Here is a 21,817-nt window from a genome sequence, read left to right as displayed (position 1 = left end):
TCAGTCGGCTTTATTCGAGACGCCCGCCGACTCGAAGCTCGCCATTTCGTCGACGAACGCGACGGCCGCGCGCAGGATCGGCAACGCGAGCGCCGCGCCCGTGCCTTCGCCCAGACGCAACTCGAGTTGCAGCAGCGGCGCGGCACCGAAATGCGCGAGCATCCGGCGATGCCCCGTCTCGTTCGATGCATGCGCGAACACGCAATAGTCGAGCACGTCAGGCGCCATCTTCGATGCAACCAGCAACGCGGAAGTCGCGATGAAACCATCGACGAGTATCGTCATGCCCGCGCACGCGGCGGCGAGATACGCGCCCGTCATCATCGCGATTTCGAAGCCGCCGAAGGTCGCGAGCGTGTCGATCGCATCGCCTTCATCGCGATGCAGCGCGAGCGCTTTAGACAGCACCTCGCGCTTGTGCGCGAGTCCTCGCTCGTCGAGACCGGTGCCGCGCCCGACGCACTCGTCGATCGAAAGAACGCACAGACGGCTCATCAGACATGCCGCCGCCGACGTATTCGCGATGCCCATTTCGCCGAAGCCGATCACGTTCGTGCCGAGCGACGCGTGATGCCGCACGCGCGCCGCGCCCCGCGCGATGCCTTCGAGCGCGGTCTCGCGCGACATCGCGCGTTCGTGCGCGAAGTTGCGCGTGCCGAGCCCGAGCGACAGACGCTCGTATCCATGATCGATGGGAATCGGCGTCGCGACGCCCGCATCGACGACTTCGAGCGTCATGCCGACCGAGCGCGACAGCGCGTTGATCGCAGCGCCGCCCGCCAGAAAATTCGCGACCATCTGCGCGGTCACTTCCTGCGGATACGAGCTCACGCCCTCTTTCGCGATGCCGTGATCGCCCGCGAAGACGATCATCGCGGGACGCTCGATGCGCGGCTTCGCCGTGCGTTGAATCAGGCCCATTTGCAGCGCGATGTCTTCGAGCCGCCCGAGACTGCCGGGCGGCTTCGTCTTCGTGTCGATGATGCGGCGCAGTTCGCCTTCGATGGCGCGGTCGAGCGCGCGGGGCATCGGGATGCCGTTATTCGTGGACATCGGAATTCCTTTCATGAGCGAGGGATGGAAGGCACGAGCGCTTCGTGCTCGCCATCGCGAATCAACGCGAGCGGATAGCCGAATGCGGCGCTCGCGCGTTCGGCCGTGAGCACGTCGGCGACGAGTCCCGCATGAGCGCCGCCGTTGCCGTCGAGCAGAAGCGCGTGTGTCGCGAAACGGCGCGCGAGATTCAGATCGTGGCACGAGAAGATTACGGTGCGCTTGTGCGCGCGCGCCGCGTCGCGCAACGCGTGCAGGCAATCGATCTGATGATGCAGGTCGAGATGCGAAAGCGGTTCGTCGAGCAACAGCAGCGGCGCGTTCTGGCACAGCACGGCGGCGAGCGCGACACGCTGGCGTTCGCCGCCGGAAAGCGTCAGCACGTCGCGCGACGCGAACGATGCGAGACCCAACGTTTCGAGCGCGGCGTGCGCGGCGGCGCGATCCTCGTCGCTCTCCCAGCCCCAGCCGGTGAGATGCGGAAAGCGGTTGAGCAGCACGGTATCGAGCACGCTCGCGCTGAAGGCGTCGTGCGCGGCTTGCGGCATCAAAGCGCGTGCGCGCGCGAGTTCCGTCGCGCGCCATGACGCGAGCGCGCGGCCGTCGAGCGACACGCTGCCCGATGCGGCTTTCGCAATCCCGGCGAGCACGTTGATGAGCGTCGTCTTGCCCGCGCCGTTCGGCCCGGCGATGCACCACATTTCGCCCGCTTCGATCGACTGCGTGAGCCCGTCGATGAGCGTGCGCTTACCCGCGCGAAGCACGATGGCGTCGAGCCGCAAAATCATCGCGGCCTCCGCAGCAGCATCCACAGGAACATCGGGACGCCGATCAATGCCGTGACGACGCCGACCGGCAATTGCGCGGGCGCGATCACCGTGCGCGCGACGAGATCGGCGGCCATCACCGCGAGTCCGCCCGCGAGCGCGGCGGCGGGCACGAGCATGCGCTGATCGTTGCCGAACGCGAGGCGCAGCAGATGCGGCACGACGAGCCCGACGAAGCCGATGGTGCCCGCCGTCGTCACGGCGGCCGCCGCCGCGATCGATGCGACGAGATACACGCGCAGACGCAAGCGCTCGACCGGCACGCCGAGCGCGCGCGCGGTCGTATCGCCGCGCAAGAGCACGTTCAGTTGCGGTGCGACGGGAACGATGACCGCGAGCACGACGGCGAGCGCGATCAGCGCGGGCCATGGCGCCGCCGCGCCGTTGAGATCGCCCGTCAGCCAGAAGATCATGCCGCGCAAACGGTTCTCGGGCGCGACGCTCAGGATCAGCGTGATGAGCGCGCCCCATCCCGATGCGATCACGACACCCGTCAGCAAGAGCCTCGGCGATGCGTCCTGTCCGCTTTGCCACAAGTCCTTGCGCGCGAGTCCGAGGACCAGAACGATCGATGCGAACGCGCCCGCGCAAGCCGCGATATCGACGCCCCACCACGGCAGCGACCCGAGCATCGCGGCAAGCGCGAAGGTTGCCGCGCCGCCGGATACGCCGAGCACGTACGGTTCCGCCAGCGGATTGCGCAACAGCACTTGCAGCAGCGCGCCGGCGAACGCGAGCAATGCGCCCGACGCGAAGCCCGCGAGCGCGCGCGGCAGACGCAAGGTCAGCACGATGTCATCGGCGATATCGGGCGTCGCCGAGTGCGCGTGAAAGAGCGCGCCGATCGCACGCGATACGGGCAACGCGACGCTGCCCATCGCGAGCGACGCGACCAGCACGACGAGCGTCGCTGCGCCGAGCGCGATCCAGATCGCGGTGGCGCGGCTCGCGTTCATCGCGCGCGGACGTTCAGCCACGCGGCTCACGACGGATGCCAGCCCAACGTGATGTACGCGCCGCGTCGTGGCGTGTTGTACGAGTACGCAAGTTCATAGTCCTTGTCGAACAGGTTGTCGATGCGCGCCGTGACGTACCACGACTTCGAGATGTCGTGGCGCGCCGACAGATTCACGATGCCGTAGCCCGCGAGCGTCGAATCGTAATCGCTGCGTTGACCGCTCACGATCCATTCGCCACCGACGCGCCACGGCCCGATCGTGCGATGCGCCGTCAGCGTCGCGAAATGCCGCGCGCGCCGCGTCAAATCCTCGTGATTCGTTTCGTCGACGGGATTCTGGAACGTGACGCCCGCGCGCACATCCGTTGCGCCGACGTGCCCCGCCCACGATCCCTCGATGCCCTGCACCTTCGCGCGCCCGACGTTCTGCGCGACATAGTAGAAGCCGCCGTCGGACACGTAATCGATCAAATTCGAATAGCGCGTCTGAAAAAGCGTCACGCGCACCACGCCGAGCGCATTCGATGCGTACTGCAACGCCGCCTCGACCGAATGACTCCGCTCCGGCTGAATCGACGGATTGCCGCTCAGCGGATAGTAGAGATCGTCGAAGCTCGGCGCGCGAAACGAGGCCGAATAGCTCGCGCTCGCCTTCCAGTGCGCGTCGAAGTTATACGCGTAGCCCAGATAGTAGCTGTTCGCGCCGCCGAAATCGGAATACTGATCGCGGCGCAGATTCGCCTGCAACTCGTTCGCGCCGATGTGCGCCACGTAACCCGCGAACATCGAATTCACATGACGGTCGGGCGCGCTGAACTGATCGGAATCGAGCGTCTGATCGAGATGCTCGTAGCCGAAGAGCAGCTTGTGCGCGTCGCTGATCCGCACGTCGTTCTGCCACGTATATTGCCGGTTCTCCGAATCGAAACGGCTCGTATAGACGCCGTTCTGCTCGATGTTCGCGCGGTCCTGTCCCTGCGCGATCGTGAAGTGCGCCGTCCAGTTATCCGTGACGCGGCCGTTCGCGAACACCGACGCCGAGCGCACGCGATCGTGCGTTTCGTTGATATCCGTCGGCTGGCCATAGGCATCGTCGAAACTGTTGATGCCGTTCGATTGCAGGAAGCGCACGCCCGCGTCCCACTTGTCGCTGAACTTGTGACGCAGCGTCGCCGCGACGCTCTCGTTCAGATAGCCGTTCGCGTTCGGATTGGCGCCGGGCGCGATTCCCGGATCGATCGACGAGAAGCCGTCGGTTTTCTCGCGCGAGACGTTCACGCTGAAGGTCGTGCGGCCGTCCTTGTCGAGCGCGCCGCTCACGCCCGCCGATTGCCGCTGCGTGTGATAGCTGCCGTACTCGGCCTCGAAGTTGAAGCGCGGCGGATGCGCCTCGCCTTCCTTCGTGAAGATCTGCACGACGCCGCCGATCGCATTCGATCCATAGAGCGCCGACACGTTGCCGTTCACGACCTCGACGCGCCCGATCTGGTCGAGCATCAATTGCGATAGCTGTGCCGCGCCGAGCGACGCCGATTCGACGCGCACGCCGTCGATCAGCACGAGCGATTGCGACGACGCCGCACCGCGTATGAAAAGCCCCGAGTTCGAGCCCGGTCCGCCGTTGCGCGTGATCTGCACGCCGGGCGCGAGCGCGACGAGTCCGAGCGCGTCGCTTGCGTTTGCATCGGCGATGTCCTGCTCGTCAAAAAGCGATGTCTGCGGAATCGATTCGGCAAGCGGCTGCGGCGCGCGCGTCGATGTGACGACGACGGGCGCAAGCGTTTGCGTGCTGTCTTCCGTCTGGGCCGCCTGTGCAGCGCCGGCGAACGGCAAGGCGCCGATGGCCGCAACGAGCGCGCCATGACGGGAGAGACCGCTTCTGAGCGCGGCCAGTGGCAATACCATGTGTGAAGTGTTCCGTTTCGCGTGAGCGCGACCCCGCTCCCCGCGAGGACGATGCGCGACGAACGCACCGCGCCATGCGCGCCGATGCGTCGGACTCCGGCCGGTATCCGGGCTGGCGATCAATCGTCTCGCCTTCCCGCGCATGGCGCGCAGTGGCATCGACACGTTTCTTGCAGTCGCGCGCGTGCGACGAATTTCGACACGCTCGCGCGGCAAAAACGCGCATGAGACGACTTGCAACTTGCGTTGCGGTCGCTTACCGTTGCGGGGGCAGCACAGGTTGGCTCGTCGTCGATTGCGGCGACTTCGCTCCCTGTTTCCCGTTTGACTGCATCCACGAGATCCGCGGATGCGAGCACCAAAAGTGCGGCAAGTGTAGGAGCGCGGTTCGGGGCCGTCAAGAAAACCGCGCGGGCAGACTGGCGCGGCGCATGACGAATCGAACGAGAAGCGAAAGAGAAGCGGCCGGCCTGTCATCACGAGCGTTGCGGGGCGCTCGCGTTTTCTGCACACGAATGCATCGCGACATGCGCTTGATTCGAAGGATTAAGCGCTAGATCGCGTGTTGTTACGTCTCGAAACGAGACATTTATCGGAAGCTCCGTTGAACCGCGCTAAAATGCGAGGTCTTTAGAGGACGCAGCACATGCTCAACGAACTCGAATCACTGTCAGGAAACATCGGCCGGCTGATCCAGATCAGCGAGCGCCACAAGCAGGCGCATCAAGCGCTGCAGGAACAACTCGAACAGCTGCGCGCCGACTATGCGAACGTGCAGGCCGAGCTCGCGCAAGTGCGCGAAGAGCGCGATACGCTGCAGTCCGAACGCGATTCGCTGTCCGCGAAAATCGACGACGCGCAAATCCGCCTGAACGCGATTCTCGAAAAGCTGCCGCGCGGCAAGTCCGCGCAACATGCCGAGTCCGACAATCAACTCGATCTCCTCGAAGCCGATTCCCGGGAAGCACATGAAACGGAATTGCACGGCGAGCATCATCAGGGAGAGAAGGCATGACGACCACGCAGATCGAAGTATCCATTCTCGGGCAGCCGTATCGTCTCGCGTGCTCGCCGGAAACCGAAGGCGCATTGCGTGAAGCCGTCGCGCGCGTCGACGCCGAAATGAACAAAGTGCGCAATGCAAGCAGCGTGCGCGGCACGGATCGCATCGCGGTGATGGCGGCGCTTTCGCTGGCGTCGGAATTGCTTAAGCTGCAGGACAGCGTGCGTCACGGCGAGGCCTTCCCCGCCGAAGAAATCCGCCGCACGATGCACTCGATGAACGAGCAATTGGGCGCGGTCATTGCGCAACACGAAGCGCAATAAGGCAGATGCGCGTCGAGTCAATCAGCGCGCAATGTCAATCGAAAAAAGAAACCGCCGAAGTAGCGTGAAGAGGCTGCAGAAGGCAAACGATTGGTGTAGAGTGACGTTTCCCTGCCTGGTACGCCAAGGTCATATATTCCTTGAACCAATGCTACATTGGCACGGTTGCGGAACCTTGCAGCACGGGCGCGCGCGTCGCTAGTCCGATGTACCCGAAGTGTTGCTTACCGCGACCAATCTTGAACCCAGGTTCAGGATGCCGGCCTAGCGGCTGTGGCGGGGACCTCATTCAAGAAACGGCATCGGTTTTTCCGATGCCGTTTTCGTTTGTCCCTGCCGTTCGCTCTTCGATTCATGCACACGACCATGCGCTACTGGCTGATGAAGTCCGAACCGGACGAAGCGAGCATCGATCATCTCGCGCACGCGCCGAAAAAAACCTTGCCGTGGACGGGCGTACGCAACTATCAGGCGCGCAACTTCATGCGCGATCAGATGCAGATCGGCGACGGCGTGCTCTTCTATCATTCGAGCTGCCCGGAGCCGGGCATCGCGGGCATCGCGAAAGTGTGCTCGACGGCGTATCCGGATCCCACGCAATTCGATCCGAAGAGCGATTACTACGATCCGAAATCGACGCAGGAAACGCCGCGCTGGATGCTCGTCGACGTGAAGTTCGTGAAGAAGACGCCGCTCATATCGCTCGCCGCGTTGCGCGAACATCCAGAGCTTGCCGACATGCAAGTGCTCGCGCGCGGCAACCGGCTCTCGATCACGCCCGTGACCGAAGCGCAATGGCGATTTATTACCGAGCACCTCGTCTAACAAGGAACTTACGACTTCACGACTGCGACTAAATCCCGTCGCACGTACGCGATGTCACGGAGTCCTTCGATGCTCAATAAGAAAACCGCCGCCGCCTTCGCCCTGCTCGCGATGTCCGGTGCCGCGCTTACGTTGTCTCAAACCGCCGCTGCGCAGACGGTGATGACGCAGCCACAGCCCTCGGGCGTGCTCTCGCTCTCCGCACAAGCGAGCGCGCAAGTGCCGCAGGATGTCGTCAACATCACGCTCTTCTACGAACAGGAAGCGGCCGATCCGTCGTCGCTCACCAGCACGCTCAATCAGCGCGCCGAGGCCGCGTTACGCGAAGCCAAAGGTGTCGACGGCGTGACCGCGAAGAGCGGCTCGTTCACCGTCTATCCGTCGACGGATCGCGACGGCAAGATTTCCGCGTGGCGCGGGCGCACCGAAGTCGTGCTCGAATCGCATGACTTCGCGGCGGCATCGAAGCTCGCGGGCAAGATGAGTTCGTCGATGCAAGTGGGTAGCGTCGCGTTCTCGCTGTCGCCCGAAGCGCAGCGCGCGGCCGAGCAAAAGCTCGTCTCGCAAGCCATCGATTCGTTCCGCAAGCAGGCGCAAAGCGCCGCGCAAGGCTTCGGCTACAGCAATTTCACGATTCGGGAAGTGAATGTCGGACGGAGCGGCGCGCAGCCGCGTCCCGTCATGATGATGCAATCGCGCGCGATGAGCGCCGATGCGAAGATGGCCCCGATCGCGATGGAAGCCGGCACGACCACGGTGACAGTCGACGTTTCCGGCTCCGTACAAATGGGACGCTAAACGCCGTTCACGGTGTTCACGCGGGGCGGCGTTCGACCGCCCCGCTCTTTCCTCAAGCCTTTGCGGATTCGGGCGGCAGGCGCAGATTGCGCTTGTAGGCCCACACCATCATTACCACGCCGGCGACGATCATCGGCAGCGAAAGCCATTGGCCCATCGAGAGATTGAGCGCGAGCAAGCCGAGATAATCGTCCGGCTCACGCGCGAATTCCACGGTGAAGCGCGCGAGTCCATAACCGACCAGGAACAGCGCCGAAATCGCGCCGACCGGACGCTGCTTGCGCGAGAACGTCCAGATCACGATAAACAACACGAGCCCTTCCAGCGCGATTTCGTACAACTGCGACGGATGACGCGGCAGCATGTGGTAACGCTGAAAAATTTCCGTGAGGTGATACTGCGCGTCGAGCTGCGGGTTCTTCGAGAGCCACACGGCGTCGTCGTTCGTCGAGTTCTGGAAGAGCATCGCCCACGGCGCGTTCGGGTCCGTCACGCGGCCCCACAGCTCGCCGTTGATGAAATTGCCGAGTCGCCCCGCCGCGAGACCGAGCGGCACCATCGGCGCGACGAAATCCGTCACCTGCAGCCACGTGCGCTTGCGGTGATACGCGAACAGCACCATCGCGAGCGTCACGCCGAGAAAGCCGCCGTGAAACGACATCCCGCCTTCCCATACCTTGAAGATATCGAGCGGATGCGCGGCGTAATAGCTGGCCTTGTAAAACAGCACGTAGCCGATGCGCCCGCCCAGAATCGTGCCGAGCACGCCGTAGAACAGCATGTCGTCGATGTCCTTCACGGTCCAGCCTTGCGCGGCGACATAAGGCAGCCGCAGCCGCAACCGGCCGATGACGATGGCCGACACGAACGCCACCAGGTACATGAGGCCGTACCAGCGCACGGCGAGCGGTCCGAGATGAATCGCGATGGGATCGAAATTGGGATGTATGAGCATTCTGATGTGGGAATCTTTAAGCGGGCTACAGGGGCGAATCATACAGAACCGGCGCTTTCGGCCCTCGAACGCACGATTTCGATGAACCCGGCGAGCACCGGACTCACTTCCGCGATCCGCCATACCAGCCCCGTTTCCACGAAAGGACCGGGATCGAGAAGCGGACGATACACGACGCCCGTGCGCCTTAGATGACGCAGCGATTGCGGCACGAGCGCGACGCCCATGCCGGCGGACACGAGGCTCACGATGGTCTGCATCTGGATCGCCTCCTGCCCGATACGCGGCGTGAGCCCGGCCGCGCCATAGCAGCCCATGATGATGTCGTGCAAGCCGGGCGCGAGACGCCTCGGAAAGACGACGAGCGGCGCGGCGGCGAGATCGTGCAGGTCGACCGGCTCGCCTTCGCTCGAATTCAGCTCTTGCGCCTGCTTCTCGGACATCGCGATCATCAGCGGCTCGCGCGCGATCGGCACATACTCGAGCGACGACGCGTAACGCGGCGGCAGCGGCGGAATGACGAGGCCCGCATCGACGCGCCCGGCGACGAGTTCGTCGATCTGCACGTCGCTCGTCGCTTCGGTCAGTTGCAGACGCACGCCGGGATGACGCGCACCGTAATCGCGCAGCAGCGCCGGCAGAAGCCCGTAATCGGCGGTGGAGACGAACGCGAGCGACAGCACGCCCGCCTCGCCGCGCGCGAGCGATTGCGCGAGCGGACGCAGCGCATCGGCGGATGCGAGCAGGCGGCGCACTTCCGGCAACAGATCCTTGCCGACGGGCGTCAGCTCCACGGTCCGTTTCGTGCGCACGAAAAGCGCGACGCCGAGCGATTCTTCCAGCGCGCGGATCGCCTGCGAGAGCGGCGGCTGCGTCATCGCGAGGCGCGCGGCGGCACGGCCGAAGTGCATCTCTTCGGCGACCGTCACGAAATAACGCAGGAGTCGTAGTTCCATTGATATGTTTTGCGACCTAGTAAGCCCTGAATAATATATTGGACAGACACATAGCGCGGTTGCATTCTTGCTGCATCAAATCAAGAACATCCCCTCAGGAGCACACCATGGCCTTCAATCGCCGCTCGAAGCACATCACTCAGGGCGTCGCGCGCTCGCCCAATCGCTCGATGTATTACGCCCTCGGCTACAAGGAGGAGGACTTCGACAAGCCGATGATCGGCGTCGCCAATGGCCACTCGACGATCACGCCGTGCAACGCGGGCTTGCAGCGCCTCGCGGACGCCGCCGTCGAATCGATCAGGAAATCCGATGCGAATCCGCAGATTTTCGGCACGCCGACGATCTCCGACGGCATGTCGATGGGCACCGAAGGCATGAAGTACTCGCTCGTGTCGCGCGAGGTCATCGCGGACTGCGTCGAGACCGCCGTGCAAGGCCAGTGGATGGACGGCGTCGTCGTGATCGGCGGCTGCGACAAGAACATGCCGGGCGGCATGATCGGCATGGCGCGCATGAACGTGCCGTCGATCTATGTGTATGGCGGCACGATTCGCCCCGGCAACTGGAAGGGCAAGGATCTGACGATCGTGTCGTCTTTCGAGGCGGTCGGCGAGTTCACCGCGGGGCGCATGTCGGAGGAGGATTTCAAGGGCGTCGAGAAGAACGCGTGCCCGTCGACCGGCTCGTGCGGCGGCATGTACACGGCGAACACGATGAGCTCGTCGTTCGAGGCGCTCGGCATGTCGCTGATGTATTCGTCGACGATGGCGAATCCGGATCAGGAAAAGGTCGATTCCGCGGCCGAATCGGCGCGCGTACTCGTCGAAGCGGTGAAGAGGGATCTGAAGCCGCGCGACATCATCACGAAGAATTCGATCGAGAACGCGGTGGCGCTCATCATGGCGACGGGCGGCTCGACGAACGCCGTGCTGCACTATCTCGCCATCGCGCACGCGGCGGACGTGGAATGGAGCATCGACGACTTCGAGCGCATGCGCAAGAAAGTGCCGGTCATCTGCGATCTGAAGCCTTCCGGTCAATATGTCGCGACGGACTTGCACAAAGCCGGCGGCATTCCGCAAGTGCTGAAGATCCTGCTCGACGCGGGTCTCTTGCACGGCGACTGCATCACGATCACCGGCCGCACGATGGCCGAAGAACTGAAGGACGTGCCGAGCAAGCCGCGCGCGGATCAAAAGGTCATCTTCCCGATCCAACAGGCGCTTTACAAGGAAGGGCATCTCGCGATCCTGCGCGGGAATCTCGCGGAAGACGGCGCGGTCGCGAAGATCACGGGCCTGAAGAATCCGGTCATCACGGGTCCTGCGCGCGTGTTCGACGACGAGCAAAGCGCGATGGACGCCATTCTCAGCGACAAGATCAAAGCTGGCGACATTCTCGTGCTGCGCTATCTGGGGCCGGTCGGCGGTCCGGGCATGCCGGAGATGCTCGCGCCGACATCGGCGATCATCGGCAAGGGGCTGGGCGAATCCGTCGGCTTCATCACCGACGGGCGTTTCTCGGGCGGCACCTGGGGCATGGTGGTCGGCCACGTCGCGCCGGAAGCGTTCGCGGGCGGCACCATCGCGCTCGTGCAGGAAGGCGATTCGATCACCATCGACGCGCACAAGCTGCTTCTGCAACTGAACGTGGATGACGCCGAACTCGCGCGCCGCCGCGCCGCGTGGAAGCAGCCCGCGCCGAAGTACACGCGCGGCGTGCTGGCGAAATTCGCGGCGCTCGCGGGGCCGGCGAACAAGGGCGCGGTGACGGGTTGACGCGCGACCGGCGCGCGCGTCACCAGATGTAGCGCGCGCCGAGCAGCCCTTCGTAGCTCCGATAACCGCCGTCGCCTTGCTGATAGCCGAGATTGCCCCACACGCGCCACTGTTTCGCGATCTGGCCTTGCGCGCCGAGCTTGAACTCCATGCGATTTCTCGGGCCGTCCTGCGACACGCGCACGTCGTTGAACGAAACCGAGGAAAGCTGCGTGTCGTGCCACCAGTTGATTTCCGCGAACGGCAGCCATCCGGGCGACGCCGCCGAGCCGGGCGCGTGAAAGATCCGCACGCCGACGCGCGTCGTGAATCCGCCGCCATCGTCGCTGTGAATCACCGTTCCGTTGTGCTCGACGTGATCGCCGGCGTGATAGTTCGTGTAGATCAACTGAAGCTGCGGCTCGACGAGCACCGGTCCCGTCGATGTCTGCCCGAGCGCAAAGGCCCAGCCGCCTTCGAGCGATCCCGCCCACACGCTGCTCGAATAATTCTCGCCCGGCAGATCCGCGCCCTTCACGGTGTTGTCGAAATGGGCGTACTGCAGCCAGGTGTCGACGTACGGGCCATCGGCTGACCAGGCATTGCCGCGCCACGTCGCGTAGACGCCCGCGCTCGCCCCGTTGACGTTGCCGCGCGCGGTCGCGGAACTGTTCTGCGCGGTCGCATCGGTGGTGGACGAGCCGTAGCCCGCCATCACGCCCGCCTGCCAGCGATGCCCGTCCGACACCCGATGCAGCAGGTCGATGCCCGCCTGCACGAGCGCGGTGTCCGTCGATTCGCCGATACGCCCGCTGGCCGCGTCGCTGTCGGTATGCGCGCCTCTCGTGCGCGCCCAGGCCGTCGCGTTATCGGCGTCCGGCGGTAGCGCGGCGTAGGAATCGGCGAAGCCTGCGCGATCGTGCAGTGTCATCGTGAACATCGTTTCGGCCGAGCGCTGATTGCCGAGGTAAGCGCCCGGCTCCGGGCGCGGCGTCGGCGCCGAACGCAGATACCAGTCGCCATCGCCCGGCGTCGCCAGGCCGCCTTGCCGCAGACTGTATTCGTACGGACCCGCGACCACGCGGCCGTCAAGCGTGAACACGCCGTTCGATTGCCCGTCCACCTGGACGATCTCGATGCCGTTCGCCGTTTGCGCGCCCGCGCCGCCCGCATTTGCGATTGCGACGCGCGTCTGCCCCGCCGTGCCGCCGTGTACGACAAGTCTGTCGGTCGCCGATCCGTCGCCCGCGAGCACCGTGGAGAGCGCCATCCGGCCGTTGTTGCCGGTGTAATCGCCCGCGACGGTCAGCGTGCTCGCGGGCGCGGCGCTCGCCATGCGAATCTCGCCGTTGTTCGTGAGCGCGCCGCCGATGAGGAATTGTCCCGCCGGACCGCCCGCGAAACCCGGCGCGGCATCGGCTATGGCCAGCACGCCGTTGTTGAGCACCGCGCCGCCCACCGAGCCATAGCCGCCGAAGGTCGCGCTCGGAGCCACGCTTACCTGAGACGTATTCGCGAGCCGCGCGCCGTCGGTCAACACCAGCGCGCCCGCATCGACGCGCGTGGCGCCGCTGTAGGTTTGCGCGTTGGTCAACGTGACGACGCCGCTGCCTTGCTGAACGACATCGCCCGTGCCGCTGATCGTGTTGCGGAAGATCACGTTGTCGGCGCGGTCGAAGACGAGCGCGCCGTCATCGACGACGTTCCCGGCGACGCTGCCCGTCGTCCCGCCCGCGCCGAGCCGCAGCGCGCCCGAAGCGATCGTCGTCGTGCCGGTGAACGTGTTGTCGCCGTTCAGCGTCAGCGTGGCCGCGCCGCTCTTCGTCAAACTGCCTGCGCCGCCGATCGTGCCGCTGAACGTCGAATCGGCCGCGCTGTTCACGCTCAGCGCACCGCCGGCGAGCGTCACATTGCCCGCGCCGGCGAGATCGCTGACGTGCTGATCGAAGCCGCGCAGATCGAAGGTCGCGCCCGCCGCCACCGCGAGCTGCGAACTTCCCGCGATCACGTCGCGCGCGCCCGCGGCGAGCGTGCCGGCGTCGATCAGTGTCGCGCCGGTATAGCCGTTCGCCGCCGACAGGATCAACGTGCCCGCGCCCTTCTTCGTCAACGTCCGGCCGTCCCAGCCGCTCGCGAACCGGCCAGTCTGGTCGTTGAGCGCGACATCGGCATTGAAGGTATCCGCCGCGCCTGCGAGCGTGAACGCGCCGTCGCCCTGTGCCGCGCCTGCGAGCCAGCGCAGGCCGAAGCCGACTTCGTAGTCGAGCCCGTTGTTGGTCTTCGCGCCGGCGAGCGTCAGATAATCGACGGGACTCGCCGTGCCGCCGAACCCGACGCTCGCGAAATCGCCTGCGATACCGCCGCTCGTATGGATGATGTCAAAGCGCGTGCTCGTGAGCGCGCTCGCGGAATCCGGCGCGCTCGCGCCGAAGCCGCTCACGTTCAGCGCGCCGCCGAGACTCGCGCTCGCCGCCGTGATGATCGGCTGGGCCTGTCCGATGGCGATCGTCAGCGCTGCGCCCGGCGCCTGGCTGAAGTTCGTCGCGACGTTCAGCGTCGAATCCGCGGCGATGGCGGTCGTCGCGCCAGGCTGCGTCGCATAGCTGCCCGCATTGAACGCGCCCGGCTGATTCAGCGCGAGCGTGCCCGCTTGCACGTTTACCGCGCCTTGCGACGATCCCGCTGCTGTCAGCGCGGCGGTGCCGCTGCCCGCCTGCACGAGCGTGCCCGTTCCCGTTATCGCGCCGTCGAACGAAAAGGCGTCGCTGCGATTGAACCGAAGCAGGCCGTCATTGACGACATTGCCCGTCACGATGCCGGCCGCGCCGCCCGTGCCGAGCGTGAGCGAGCCCGAAGACCTTACCGTCGTGCCGCCGCCGTTCTGAATGACCGCGCCGCCGAGCGTCAGCGCGCCTTCGACATCGAGCGCCGCTGAGGATGTCCCGCCCATCAGCACCGTGCCGTTGAGCGTCCAGTCGCTGCCCGCGCGCGGGTTCAGCCGGATGAAGCCATGTTCGGGACTTGCGAAGAAGTTCCCCGACTCCGTGTTGGTGCCCGTCAGGATGATCGAATTGTCTGTGCTCTGGCTGGTGATGGCGTTGCCATTGCCGCTTATCAGCCGCGAACCCGCGCCGAGCGTCACGACGTTGTTCGGGCCGAATAGCAGAATGGCCGTTTCCGACCCGCTGGCAATGACGCCGGCGTTATCGAGCGTGCTCCCGCTTTGGAGCCGCACGCCCGCCCCGATCGTGCTGCGGATCACGCCCGTGGCGCCATTGCGTACCTCCATGGGAAGGCGGCTTCTGCCGAGAATGCCTTCGTGATAGGCATCGATGAGTCCGTCATTGCCAATCAGCGCCGTTCCGGCACTCACGAGGATCCCGCTGCCGTTATCGTGATCGCCCATACCCGAGCGGATGACCGCCCCGGCGTGATTGTTCACGGTCACGTTGCCCGTCGATCCGAGGAGAATGCCGTCCGTGCTGGCCGTCACCGCCGAGTTGGCGTTGAGCGTTCCGAAGTTGTCGACGGTCCCGCTCGCCGCGCCCAAGTAGGTAATTGCATGGCTGATACGCGCGCTGACATCGCCGCGATTGACGATATTGTTGGCTGCACCGTTGTTGTTGAAGAGGATGCCGTGCGTATGGCCCAGCGCCGCGCCGGACACCTGATTGACGAGCGATCCGGGCACGTCGAACACAACTGCCGCCGCGATGTTGTCCGTAGAACTGATGATCGAACCCGCGTTCGACATGGTTACGGGCGCAATGCCCTCGACGTTGATGGCGTTGCCCGATGAGGTCGTGATCGCGGTGCCGGGGTTGATCAGGTAGGACGTGTCGGTGGAAACCGTCTGCGTGGCCGAGCTTGGCCCGAGTGTCGTGACGGCGTGCGCCGACATCGCGAAAAGAAGGAGCACGGCGGCGGAATGAGGACGCGGTTCAGTAAAGAATGGCCGGTCCCGCCCGCGATATCGTTGTTTGCTCATGCGCTGGACGACTCCGTTCCACCGACGTCCCAAGGCGTGCATCACGACTGCGAGTCACGCGCTCATCGCTGTATCTGGTCGAAGCATTGGCAGTATAGGTAAACGCCCGTCGAATTCCGGCGTCATCCTCTTTGTAACGATATGCGTGGCAGGCGAACATGATCAGTTCGCCAAAAGAAATAGCGCAACAATCGAACGCGCGCGTTCGACTGGAGAAACAGGGTGTCGCCGGGATCAGGTTATCGCGTGCCGGGCGGAGATACCGTCGCCGCGATAGAACTCATTCGCCGCGCTGACGGCGCAACTCTTCCTCGACTGCATCGCGCACCCATTCGCTCATCCGGCCTTCGAGCGCCATCGCGACTTCGCGCGTGATCGCCGAGACGAGTTGCGTCGAATGTTCGCGCAGCACTTCGCGGCAGCGTTCTTCGATGAGCGCGCGCGCATCGCCTGTCAGGAAGTTCGTGAAGCGGCCGCGCAGCCGCTCGGCGATCTGGTCCGCGTCGTATTCGATCGCGGCGTTGATCGACGGCGCGCGCGCGTATTCCGGCTTGCCGGGCACGACGACATCGGTCAGCGTCGGAATGGAGGAATCGAAGGATTCGGGCTTGTCGGTCATCTCGGGTGGTCTCCTTTGTCACTGCCAGCGTAGCGCACGCAACGCGCGCTTTCTGTTCGCTCAACCGCCCTGATTGTGCGTCTCGATCGCATAGCCGCGATCGCGATAGAAGCGATAACGCTCGCGGCCCGCGGCGAGTTCGTCGCCCTCGCTGCCGACGATCTCGACGAGCCGCTCGAAGCGCGCGAACTGCGCGGACACCGGCGCGCCGAGATTCACCAGCACCTGATGATGCGGCGCTTCATCCAGATTCGACGTGAGCACGACAGGCGTGTCCAGCGCGAGCGCGCTCTTCGCCATGCAGTGCGGCACGAATTCGAGCGGCTGGAAGGTCCACAACTGCTCGTCGAACGCGGCGAGACGCTGCGGTTCGGCGAGCACGACGAGCGGCTTGCCGCTCGCATACACCTTGCGCGCGAGGCGGCAGGCGTAGGCGAGCGGATCGCCGACATTCGTATGGAAGTCGATGCGTGTCATGCGCCCGCGCGATCGATCAGGAACTGCGAAAGCAGCGGCACGGGACGGCCCGTCGCGCCCTTCGCCGCGCCGCTCTTCCACGCGGTTCCGGCGATATCGAGGTGCGCCCACGGATACGCCGTCGCGAAGCGCGACAGGAAGCACGCCGCCGTCACGCTGCCGGCCGGACGTCCGCCGATATTCGCGACATCCGCGAAATTCGACTTGAGCTGGTCCTGATACTCGTCGTCGAGCGGCAGGCGCCATGCCGGATCGGACGCTTCGCGCGATGCGTCGAGCAACTCGCCCGCGAGCGCGTCGTCCTTCGAGAAGAGACCGGTGTTGTGATGCCCGAGCGCGATGATGCACGCGCCCGTGAGCGTCGCGATATCGACCACGGCGGCGGGCTTGAAGCGCTCCGCGTAGGTCAAGGCGTCGCACAGGATCAGGCGGCCTTCGGCGTCGGTATTGAGCACTTCGATGGTCGTGCCGTTCATCGCCGTGATGATGTCGCCCGGCTTCACCGCGTTGCCCGCGGGCATGTTCTCGCAAGTCGGGATCACGCCGATCACGTTGAGCTTCAGGCCCATTTCGGCGACCGCGCGCATCGTGCCGAACACGGAACCCGCGCCGCACATGTCGTACTTCATCTCGTCCATCGCCTCGCCCGGCTTGATCGAGATGCCGCCCGAGTCGAACGTGATGCCCTTGCCGACCAGCACGATCGGCGCGTTCTTGCCCTTCGTCTTGCTCGCTTCGACGCCCGCGCCCTGGTAATGCATGACGATGAACTGCGGCGGCTCGACCGAACCCTTCGCCACCGACAGGAACGAGCCCATGCCGAGCGCCTCGATCTGCTTCTGGCCGAGCACCTCGACCTTCAGCTTGAAGTCGCGGCCAAGCTTCTTCGCGGTCTGGCCGAGATAGGTCGGCGTGCAGACGTTCGGCGGCAGATTGCCGAGATCGCGCGTGAGATCCATGCCGTTCGCGATCGCGACGCCCTGCTTCACCGCGACCCTGGCGGCTTTCTCGTCCGCGGAATCGATGCTGAACACGATCTTCCTGAGCGAGCGCGCACCGTTGTCGGGCTTGCTCTTCATCTGCGTGAATTTGTAGGTCAGCTCGCGCAGCGCGAGGATCGCGGCGCGCACGGCCCACACGCCGTCGCGCTCCTGGACCGGCAGTTGAGCGAGCGTGAAGGTCGCCTGGCCGATCTTCGAGCCGAGCAGCACGCGCCACGCGGCGCGCACGGCTTCGCCATAGGCTTTCTGATTGAAGGCGTCCTGCTTGCCGAGCCCGACGAGCAGCACGCGCGATGCGCCGATGCCGGTCACTTCGGGCACGAGCAGCGTCGTGCCGGCGCGGCCGCTCATGTCGCCGGCTTTCACGACGCGCGAAATGAGGCCCTTGGTGGCGACGTCCATGTCGCGCGCGGCGCCCGTGAGCGTCTGCGCTTCAAAGATGCCGAGCACGATGACATCCGACTTTCCGGTAAGGAAACCATTTGCCTCGCCTTTGCTCCAATCACAGGCTTTTATGCTAAAGTCCATCGCGCTTATCCTCGGATAAAATCTAGGCTGAAGGATGAAAGCCGCAATTATCCGCTATTTTTTCCGCGGCGGTCACAGGCGCAAAGCGAGGATGAGCACGATGCCCTTCCCCTTCGCCACAAGATGCGTGCATGATTCCGCATCCCCGCCGGCAAATCGCAAAATTCAATGATCTTCGAACGCTCCCTGCAGCGCGAACTCGCGTATACGGCCGGCGCCGTGTTCATGGTCCTGCTCACGATCATGCTCACGACGATGATGATCCGCATCGTCGGCTTCGCGGCGCAAGGTCAGATCGACCCGAAAGACGTCGTCGTGCTGATCGGGCTCACCGTCATCGGCTATCTCGCGGTCATGCTGATCGTGACGCTGTTCGTCTCCATCCTCTTCGTGCTCACGCGCTGGTACCGCGACTCGGAAATGGTCGTGTGGCTCGCGTCGGGCGTGAGTCAGACGCAGCTCATCAAGCCGATCGCCGTGTTCTCGACGCCGATCATCATCCTCATCATGTTCTTCGCTTTCGTCGGCTGGCCGTGGTCGAATCAGCAGAGCAAGCTCATCAAGCAGCGCTTTCAGCAGCGCGATGAAGTGTCGCTGCTCGCGCCGGGCCAGTTCCGCGAATCGCCGGCGAGCCATCGCGTGTTCTTCATCGAGAAGATGTCGCAGGATCAGGGGCACGTCGAGAACGTGTTCGTCACGAGCACGGAAGGCGGCAAGGTCAACGTGATCGTTTCGAAGAACGGGCACACCGAAACGCGTCCCGACGGCGACCGCTTCATCGTGCTCGACAACGGCCGCCGCTACGACGGCGAGCCCGGCCAGCCGAACTTTCGGATCATGGAATTCGAGCGCTATGGTGTGAAGATAATGAGCCGCCAGGTCGTCAACACGCCGACGACCACGGGCATCTACACGCCCGATCTGCTCGCGGATCCGACCAAGGAAAATCTCGCGGAGTTCGCGTGGCGCGCGGGCTTGCCGATCATCGCCATCAATCTGATGCTGCTCGCCATTCCGCTTTCGTATCAAAACCCGCGCCGCAGCCGCACGATCAATCTCGTGATGGCCGTGCTCATCTATCTCACGTATTCGAACCTGCTGAACGTCGTGCAGTCGTGGATCGAGCAAGGCAAGCTGTCGTTCGGCGTGGGACTCGTCGGGCTGCACCTCGTCGTGGGGGCGCTCGTCGCGATCATCTTCTGGCTGCGGATTCGCAACCGGCCGCTCTTCAGGCTCTCGTCGCTGACGGGTTCAAAGGGGGCCTGACATGTTGCGCATCTACGAACGATACTTCGCGCGCCAGATCTACCTCGCGTTCATCTTCATCCTGTTCGCGTTCTCGGGGCTGTTCTTCTTCTTCGACCTGATCAACGAGCTGAACACGGTCGGGCACGGCAAATACAACTTCATGCTCGCGGTGCTGCGCGTCGGGCTGCAGACGCCTTCGCGCTTCTACGAGATCATTCCCGTCGCCGCGCTCATCTCGGCCATTTACGTCTTCGCGCAGATGGCGGCAGCCTCGGAATTCACGATCTTCCGCGTGTCGGGGCTTTCGACCGGCGCGGCGCTGCGCTCGCTGATGAAGATCGGCATTCCGTTGGTGTTCATCACGTACCTCATCGGCGAAGTGATCGGGCCATACACGGACCAGTTGTCCGAGCGCGTGCGGCTTGAGGCGCTCGGATCGTCGGTGTCATCGAATTTTCAGTCGGGCGTGTGGGTCAAGGACACGTTGACGGCGAAAGAGAACGGCGAACAGGTCACGCGTTTCGTCAACGTCGGCACGCTGAACCCCGATACGACGATCGCCAACGTGCGAATCTACGAGTTCGATTCGAAGTTCCGCCTGACCAACGTACGCATCGCGAAGACGGGTGTGTACGCGCCGCCCGGCCACTGGAAGCTCACCGGCGTGACCGACACCCGCCTGAACGACGCGCCGCCGCAGGCCGTCAATCCCGGCGACACGTTGAATCCGGTGTATCGCGCGACGCAGACCACGCTGCCGGAGTACTCGTTGCGCTCCGAGCTGACGCCGCAGATTCTGTCGGTGCTGCTCGTGTCGCCGGACCGGATGTCGATGTTCAACCTCTTTCGCTATATCCAGCATCTGACGGAGAACCATCAGGACGCGCAGCGCTATCAAATCGCGTTCTGGCGCAAGATTCTTTATCCGTTCGCGGTGTTCGTGATGCTGATTCTGTCGCTGCCGTTCGCGTACCTGCATACGCGCGCGGGCGTGGTCGGCGTGAAGGTGTTCGGCGGCATCATGATCGGCATGAGCTTCCAGTTGTTCAACACGCTGTTCTCGCATATCGGCAATCTGAATACCTGGCCCGCGCCGCTCACGGCGGCCGCGCCCGCGCTCGCCTATCTGGCGGTCGGGTTGATCGGACTGAAGTGGGTCGAGCGGCACTGACGTTTCTTCTCTGACGGAGAACGCGCGATGAAGAAGCACGGCATCATCCTGTTCGGTCACGGCGCGCGCGATCCGCGCTGGGCCGAGCCATTCGAGCGGCTCGCGCAGAAGTTGCGTGGTTCGCGCGGCGATCAGCCGGTGGCGCTGGCGTTTCTCGAGTTGATGTCGCCGGAATTGCCGGCCGCAGTGGCGCGGCAAGCCGCCGATGGATGCGATGCCATTACGGTCGTGCCCGTGTTTTTTGGGCAGGGCGGGCATGTGCGTCGCGACTTGCCGGAGATCGTCGAGAAGTGCCGGAAGGCACATCCCGACGTTGCGATTTCCTGCGCGACGGCAGTCGGGGAAGATGACGCGGTGCTGGAAGCGGTCGCGGGGTATTGTTTGCGGCAGATGGGCGCGTAGTTCATCGCTGGCCGTTCGGCCGAATGGCACCCTCCGAATCGAGCGCCTCTACTTGGATTGACTTTTCCGTATATCCGATTGGGCTCCGTATGAACCTGCTCATTTCCAAGTGGGCAATAGCCTCGCAGTACGCATTCCCGCGCCAGCAACTCGAAAAAGAAGAAAATCAAGCTCTCGACTTTTGAATTCCGAGATCCAAAGCAAAAGGAGCGCACCGTCTCCGGTGCGCTCCTTACTTTGAGCCTGTCGAACGACATCAAGCCGCCGCCTGCATCCCCTTCAAATGCACCTTCGGCTTCACCGCCGACGCCCGTTCGCGAAACGCCTCACCGATCATCAGCAAGCTCGGCTGCGACGGATCCAGCCACTCCTGCGCCTCGCCCAGCGCCATGCGCGCGAGCGTCAACGTCAGCGTGCGTTCGCGCGGCGTGCTGCACGCCTCGACGATCGCCACCGGCGTCGAGCCGGGACGTCCCGCATCGATCAACTGCTGCGCGATGTCCGGCGCGCTGTCGCGGCCCATGTAGAACACGAGCGAATCGGCCTTCGCCTGCTCGCGAATCTCGTCGCTGTCCGCCGCACGCGAATGCGTCGCCAGTGCGACGCTGCGCGCCACACCGCGCAAGGTCAGCGAGCGCTTCAGCGTCGCCGCGCTCGCGAGCGCCGCCGTGATGCCCGGCACCACTTCGAACTCGATGCCCGCAACTTCGAGCGCGCGCATTTCCTCGTCGGCGCGGCCGAAGAGCATCGGATCGCCGCCCTTCAGACGCACCACGACACCGTGTTCCAGCGCGGCATCGACGATCTGCTTGTTGATGAAGTGCTGCGCCGTCGAACGCTGTCCGCAGCGCTTGCCGACAGCAATCTTCTTCGCGTTGGGCGCGTAGTCGAGCATCGCCGGTTCGACGAGCGCGTCGTGCAGCACGACGTCCGCCTGCTCGAGCAAGCGCATGCCGCGCACGGTGATGAGATCCGCCGCGCCCGGCCCCGCTCCGATCAGATAGACCTTACCCATTGCAA

19 protein-coding genes, 1 other RNA gene and 1 riboswitch are annotated in these 21,817 nt (G+C 64.4%); of the genes, 9 read left to right on the top strand and 11 right to left on the bottom strand.

The window, feature by feature from the left end; all coding sequences use genetic code 11:
- The 4 genes from cobT to NCS67_RS02685 are packed head-to-tail and all read right to left on the bottom strand — an operon-like array spanning position 1 to position 4,743.
- On the bottom strand, positions 1-1,053 hold the full coding sequence (gene cobT / locus NCS67_RS02700) for a nicotinate-nucleotide--dimethylbenzimidazole phosphoribosyltransferase (RefSeq protein WP_244807764.1): 1,053 nt from the start codon (positions 1,051-1,053) through the stop codon (positions 1-3).
- An 11-nt stretch (positions 1,054-1,064) separates the two neighbouring features.
- A complete protein-coding gene (locus NCS67_RS02695; protein WP_034472993.1) occupies positions 1,065-1,841 on the bottom strand; it encodes an ABC transporter ATP-binding protein in 777 nt (258 codons plus the stop codon).
- Entirely contained in the window at positions 1,838-2,866 is a 1,029-nt protein-coding gene (locus tag NCS67_RS02690; RefSeq protein ID WP_502799582.1) for a FecCD family ABC transporter permease, read from the bottom strand. Before NCS67_RS02690 ends, NCS67_RS02695 begins: the two co-directional genes overlap by 4 nt.
- Positions 2,863-4,743, bottom strand: a complete 1,881-nt coding sequence (locus NCS67_RS02685) for a TonB-dependent receptor domain-containing protein (protein WP_250434031.1) — start codon at positions 4,741-4,743, stop codon at positions 2,863-2,865. The genes NCS67_RS02690 and NCS67_RS02685 overlap by 4 nt, the downstream gene beginning before the upstream one ends.
- An 81-nt stretch (positions 4,744-4,824) precedes the next feature.
- A riboswitch (cobalamin riboswitch) is annotated at positions 4,825-5,122 on the bottom strand.
- 267 nt (positions 5,123-5,389) lie between these two features.
- On the opposite strand from NCS67_RS02685, the gene NCS67_RS02680 reads away from it, so the two are divergent.
- The 5 genes from NCS67_RS02680 (at position 5,390) to NCS67_RS02660 (ending at position 7,692) form a co-directional block, all read left to right on the top strand.
- Positions 5,390-5,758 carry an ATPase gene (locus NCS67_RS02680; protein ID WP_008351100.1) on the top strand — a complete coding sequence of 123 codons (369 nt, stop codon included), beginning with the start codon at positions 5,390-5,392 and terminating at the stop codon, positions 5,756-5,758.
- On the top strand, positions 5,755-6,069 hold the full coding sequence (locus NCS67_RS02675) for a cell division protein ZapA (RefSeq protein ID WP_008351102.1): 315 nt from the start codon (positions 5,755-5,757) through the stop codon (positions 6,067-6,069). The genes NCS67_RS02680 and NCS67_RS02675 overlap by 4 nt, the downstream gene beginning before the upstream one ends.
- A gap of 105 nt (positions 6,070-6,174) precedes the next feature.
- Positions 6,175-6,356, top strand: a non-coding RNA gene (gene ssrS / locus NCS67_RS02670) — 6S RNA.
- 79 nt (positions 6,357-6,435) lie between these two features.
- A complete protein-coding gene (locus tag NCS67_RS02665) occupies positions 6,436-6,894 on the top strand; it encodes an EVE domain-containing protein (RefSeq protein WP_008351103.1) in 459 nt (152 codons plus the stop codon).
- Positions 6,895-6,963: 69 nt separating this feature from the next.
- On the top strand, positions 6,964-7,692 hold the full coding sequence (locus NCS67_RS02660; protein WP_034472932.1) for an SIMPL domain-containing protein: 729 nt from the start codon (positions 6,964-6,966) through the stop codon (positions 7,690-7,692).
- Positions 7,693-7,744: 52 nt separating this feature from the next.
- On the opposite strand, the gene lgt is transcribed toward NCS67_RS02660, so the two are convergent.
- Both lgt and NCS67_RS02650 read right to left on the bottom strand, forming a co-directional pair.
- On the bottom strand, positions 7,745-8,647 hold the full coding sequence (gene lgt, locus NCS67_RS02655) for a prolipoprotein diacylglyceryl transferase (RefSeq protein WP_250434021.1): 903 nt from the start codon (positions 8,645-8,647) through the stop codon (positions 7,745-7,747).
- 38 nt (positions 8,648-8,685) lie between these two features.
- On the bottom strand, positions 8,686-9,603 hold the full coding sequence (locus tag NCS67_RS02650) for a LysR family transcriptional regulator (protein WP_250434011.1): 918 nt from the start codon (positions 9,601-9,603) through the stop codon (positions 8,686-8,688).
- Positions 9,604-9,710: 107 nt separating this feature from the next.
- Here NCS67_RS02650 and ilvD point away from each other — a divergent pair, with 107 nt between their 5' ends.
- Positions 9,711-11,384 (top strand): dihydroxy-acid dehydratase, encoded by a 1,674-nt coding sequence (gene ilvD, locus NCS67_RS02645; protein ID WP_250434009.1) that lies wholly within the window; start codon positions 9,711-9,713, stop codon positions 11,382-11,384.
- Between the two features lie 19 nt (positions 11,385-11,403).
- On the opposite strand, the gene NCS67_RS02640 is transcribed toward ilvD, so the two are convergent.
- The 4 genes from NCS67_RS02640 to NCS67_RS02625 all read right to left on the bottom strand — a co-directional run bounded on the left by NCS67_RS02640 (position 11,404) and on the right by NCS67_RS02625 (position 17,976).
- The gene (locus NCS67_RS02640; protein ID WP_250434007.1) at positions 11,404-15,351 is read right to left on the bottom strand and encodes an autotransporter outer membrane beta-barrel domain-containing protein; all 3,948 of its coding nucleotides are present in this window, start codon (positions 15,349-15,351) and stop codon (positions 11,404-11,406) included.
- Positions 15,352-15,631: 280 nt separating this feature from the next.
- Complete coding sequence (locus NCS67_RS02635) at positions 15,632-15,970, bottom strand: DUF2486 family protein (RefSeq protein ID WP_008351113.1); 339 nt, start codon at positions 15,968-15,970, stop codon at positions 15,632-15,634.
- A gap of 60 nt (positions 15,971-16,030) precedes the next feature.
- Positions 16,031-16,447: a DNA polymerase III subunit chi gene (locus NCS67_RS02630; RefSeq protein ID WP_008351114.1), complete on the bottom strand. Its 417-nt coding sequence runs from the start codon at positions 16,445-16,447 to the stop codon at positions 16,031-16,033.
- On the bottom strand, positions 16,444-17,976 hold the full coding sequence (locus NCS67_RS02625) for a leucyl aminopeptidase (protein WP_034472942.1): 1,533 nt from the start codon (positions 17,974-17,976) through the stop codon (positions 16,444-16,446). The genes NCS67_RS02630 and NCS67_RS02625 overlap by 4 nt, the downstream gene beginning before the upstream one ends.
- A gap of 168 nt (positions 17,977-18,144) precedes the next feature.
- Here NCS67_RS02625 and lptF point away from each other — a divergent pair, with 168 nt between their 5' ends.
- The 3 genes from lptF to NCS67_RS02610 are packed head-to-tail and all read left to right on the top strand — an operon-like array spanning position 18,145 to position 20,797.
- Positions 18,145-19,242 carry an LPS export ABC transporter permease LptF gene (lptF, locus tag NCS67_RS02620; RefSeq protein ID WP_250434005.1) on the top strand — a complete coding sequence of 366 codons (1,098 nt, stop codon included), beginning with the start codon at positions 18,145-18,147 and terminating at the stop codon, positions 19,240-19,242.
- 4 nt (positions 19,243-19,246) lie between these two features.
- Entirely contained in the window at positions 19,247-20,395 is a 1,149-nt protein-coding gene (gene lptG, locus NCS67_RS02615) for an LPS export ABC transporter permease LptG (RefSeq protein ID WP_008351117.1), read from the top strand.
- Between the two features lie 27 nt (positions 20,396-20,422).
- Positions 20,423-20,797, top strand: a complete 375-nt coding sequence (locus NCS67_RS02610; RefSeq protein WP_250434003.1) for a sirohydrochlorin chelatase — start codon at positions 20,423-20,425, stop codon at positions 20,795-20,797.
- A 256-nt stretch (positions 20,798-21,053) separates the two neighbouring features.
- On the opposite strand, the gene cobA is transcribed toward NCS67_RS02610, so the two are convergent.
- The gene (gene cobA / locus NCS67_RS02605) at positions 21,054-21,812 is read right to left on the bottom strand and encodes a uroporphyrinogen-III C-methyltransferase (protein ID WP_008351119.1); all 759 of its coding nucleotides are present in this window, start codon (positions 21,810-21,812) and stop codon (positions 21,054-21,056) included.
- Positions 21,813-21,817: the final 5 nt, after the last annotated feature.

It is taken from the genome of Caballeronia sp. ATUFL_F2_KS9A, from assembly GCF_023630765.1.
Classification (GTDB): Bacteria; Pseudomonadota; Gammaproteobacteria; order Burkholderiales; family Burkholderiaceae; genus Caballeronia; species Caballeronia zhejiangensis.
Note: the sequence above shows the minus strand (reverse complement) of the source record. Positions and strands in the feature narration are given on the sequence as shown.

Excerpts from the sequence above, each read along its gene's own strand:
- cobT (WP_244807764.1), bottom strand. The coding sequence starts at position 1,053 with ATGTCCACGAATAACGGCATCCCGATGCCCCGCGCGCTCGACCGCGCC.
- NCS67_RS02695 (WP_034472993.1), bottom strand. The coding sequence starts at position 1,841 with ATGATTTTGCGGCTCGACGCCATCGTGCTTCGCGCGGGTAAGCGCACG.
- NCS67_RS02685 (WP_250434031.1), bottom strand. The coding sequence starts at position 4,743 with ATGGTATTGCCACTGGCCGCGCTCAGAAGCGGTCTCTCCCGTCATGGC.
- NCS67_RS02680 (WP_008351100.1), top strand. The coding sequence starts at position 5,390 with ATGCTCAACGAACTCGAATCACTGTCAGGAAACATCGGCCGGCTGATC.
- NCS67_RS02675 (WP_008351102.1), top strand. The coding sequence starts at position 5,755 with ATGACGACCACGCAGATCGAAGTATCCATTCTCGGGCAGCCGTATCGT.
- NCS67_RS02665 (WP_008351103.1), top strand. The coding sequence starts at position 6,436 with ATGCGCTACTGGCTGATGAAGTCCGAACCGGACGAAGCGAGCATCGAT.
- NCS67_RS02660 (WP_034472932.1), top strand. The coding sequence starts at position 6,964 with ATGCTCAATAAGAAAACCGCCGCCGCCTTCGCCCTGCTCGCGATGTCC.
- lgt (WP_250434021.1), bottom strand. The coding sequence starts at position 8,647 with ATGCTCATACATCCCAATTTCGATCCCATCGCGATTCATCTCGGACCG.
- NCS67_RS02650 (WP_250434011.1), bottom strand. The coding sequence starts at position 9,603 with ATGGAACTACGACTCCTGCGTTATTTCGTGACGGTCGCCGAAGAGATG.
- ilvD (WP_250434009.1), top strand. The coding sequence starts at position 9,711 with ATGGCCTTCAATCGCCGCTCGAAGCACATCACTCAGGGCGTCGCGCGC.
- NCS67_RS02640 (WP_250434007.1), bottom strand. The coding sequence starts at position 15,351 with ATGAGCAAACAACGATATCGCGGGCGGGACCGGCCATTCTTTACTGAA.
- NCS67_RS02635 (WP_008351113.1), bottom strand. The coding sequence starts at position 15,970 with ATGACCGACAAGCCCGAATCCTTCGATTCCTCCATTCCGACGCTGACC.
- NCS67_RS02630 (WP_008351114.1), bottom strand. The coding sequence starts at position 16,447 with ATGACACGCATCGACTTCCATACGAATGTCGGCGATCCGCTCGCCTAC.
- NCS67_RS02625 (WP_034472942.1), bottom strand. The coding sequence starts at position 17,976 with ATGGACTTTAGCATAAAAGCCTGTGATTGGAGCAAAGGCGAGGCAAAT.
- lptF (WP_250434005.1), top strand. The coding sequence starts at position 18,145 with ATGATCTTCGAACGCTCCCTGCAGCGCGAACTCGCGTATACGGCCGGC.
- NCS67_RS02610 (WP_250434003.1), top strand. The coding sequence starts at position 20,423 with ATGAAGAAGCACGGCATCATCCTGTTCGGTCACGGCGCGCGCGATCCG.
- cobA (WP_008351119.1), bottom strand. The coding sequence starts at position 21,812 with ATGGGTAAGGTCTATCTGATCGGAGCGGGGCCGGGCGCGGCGGATCTC.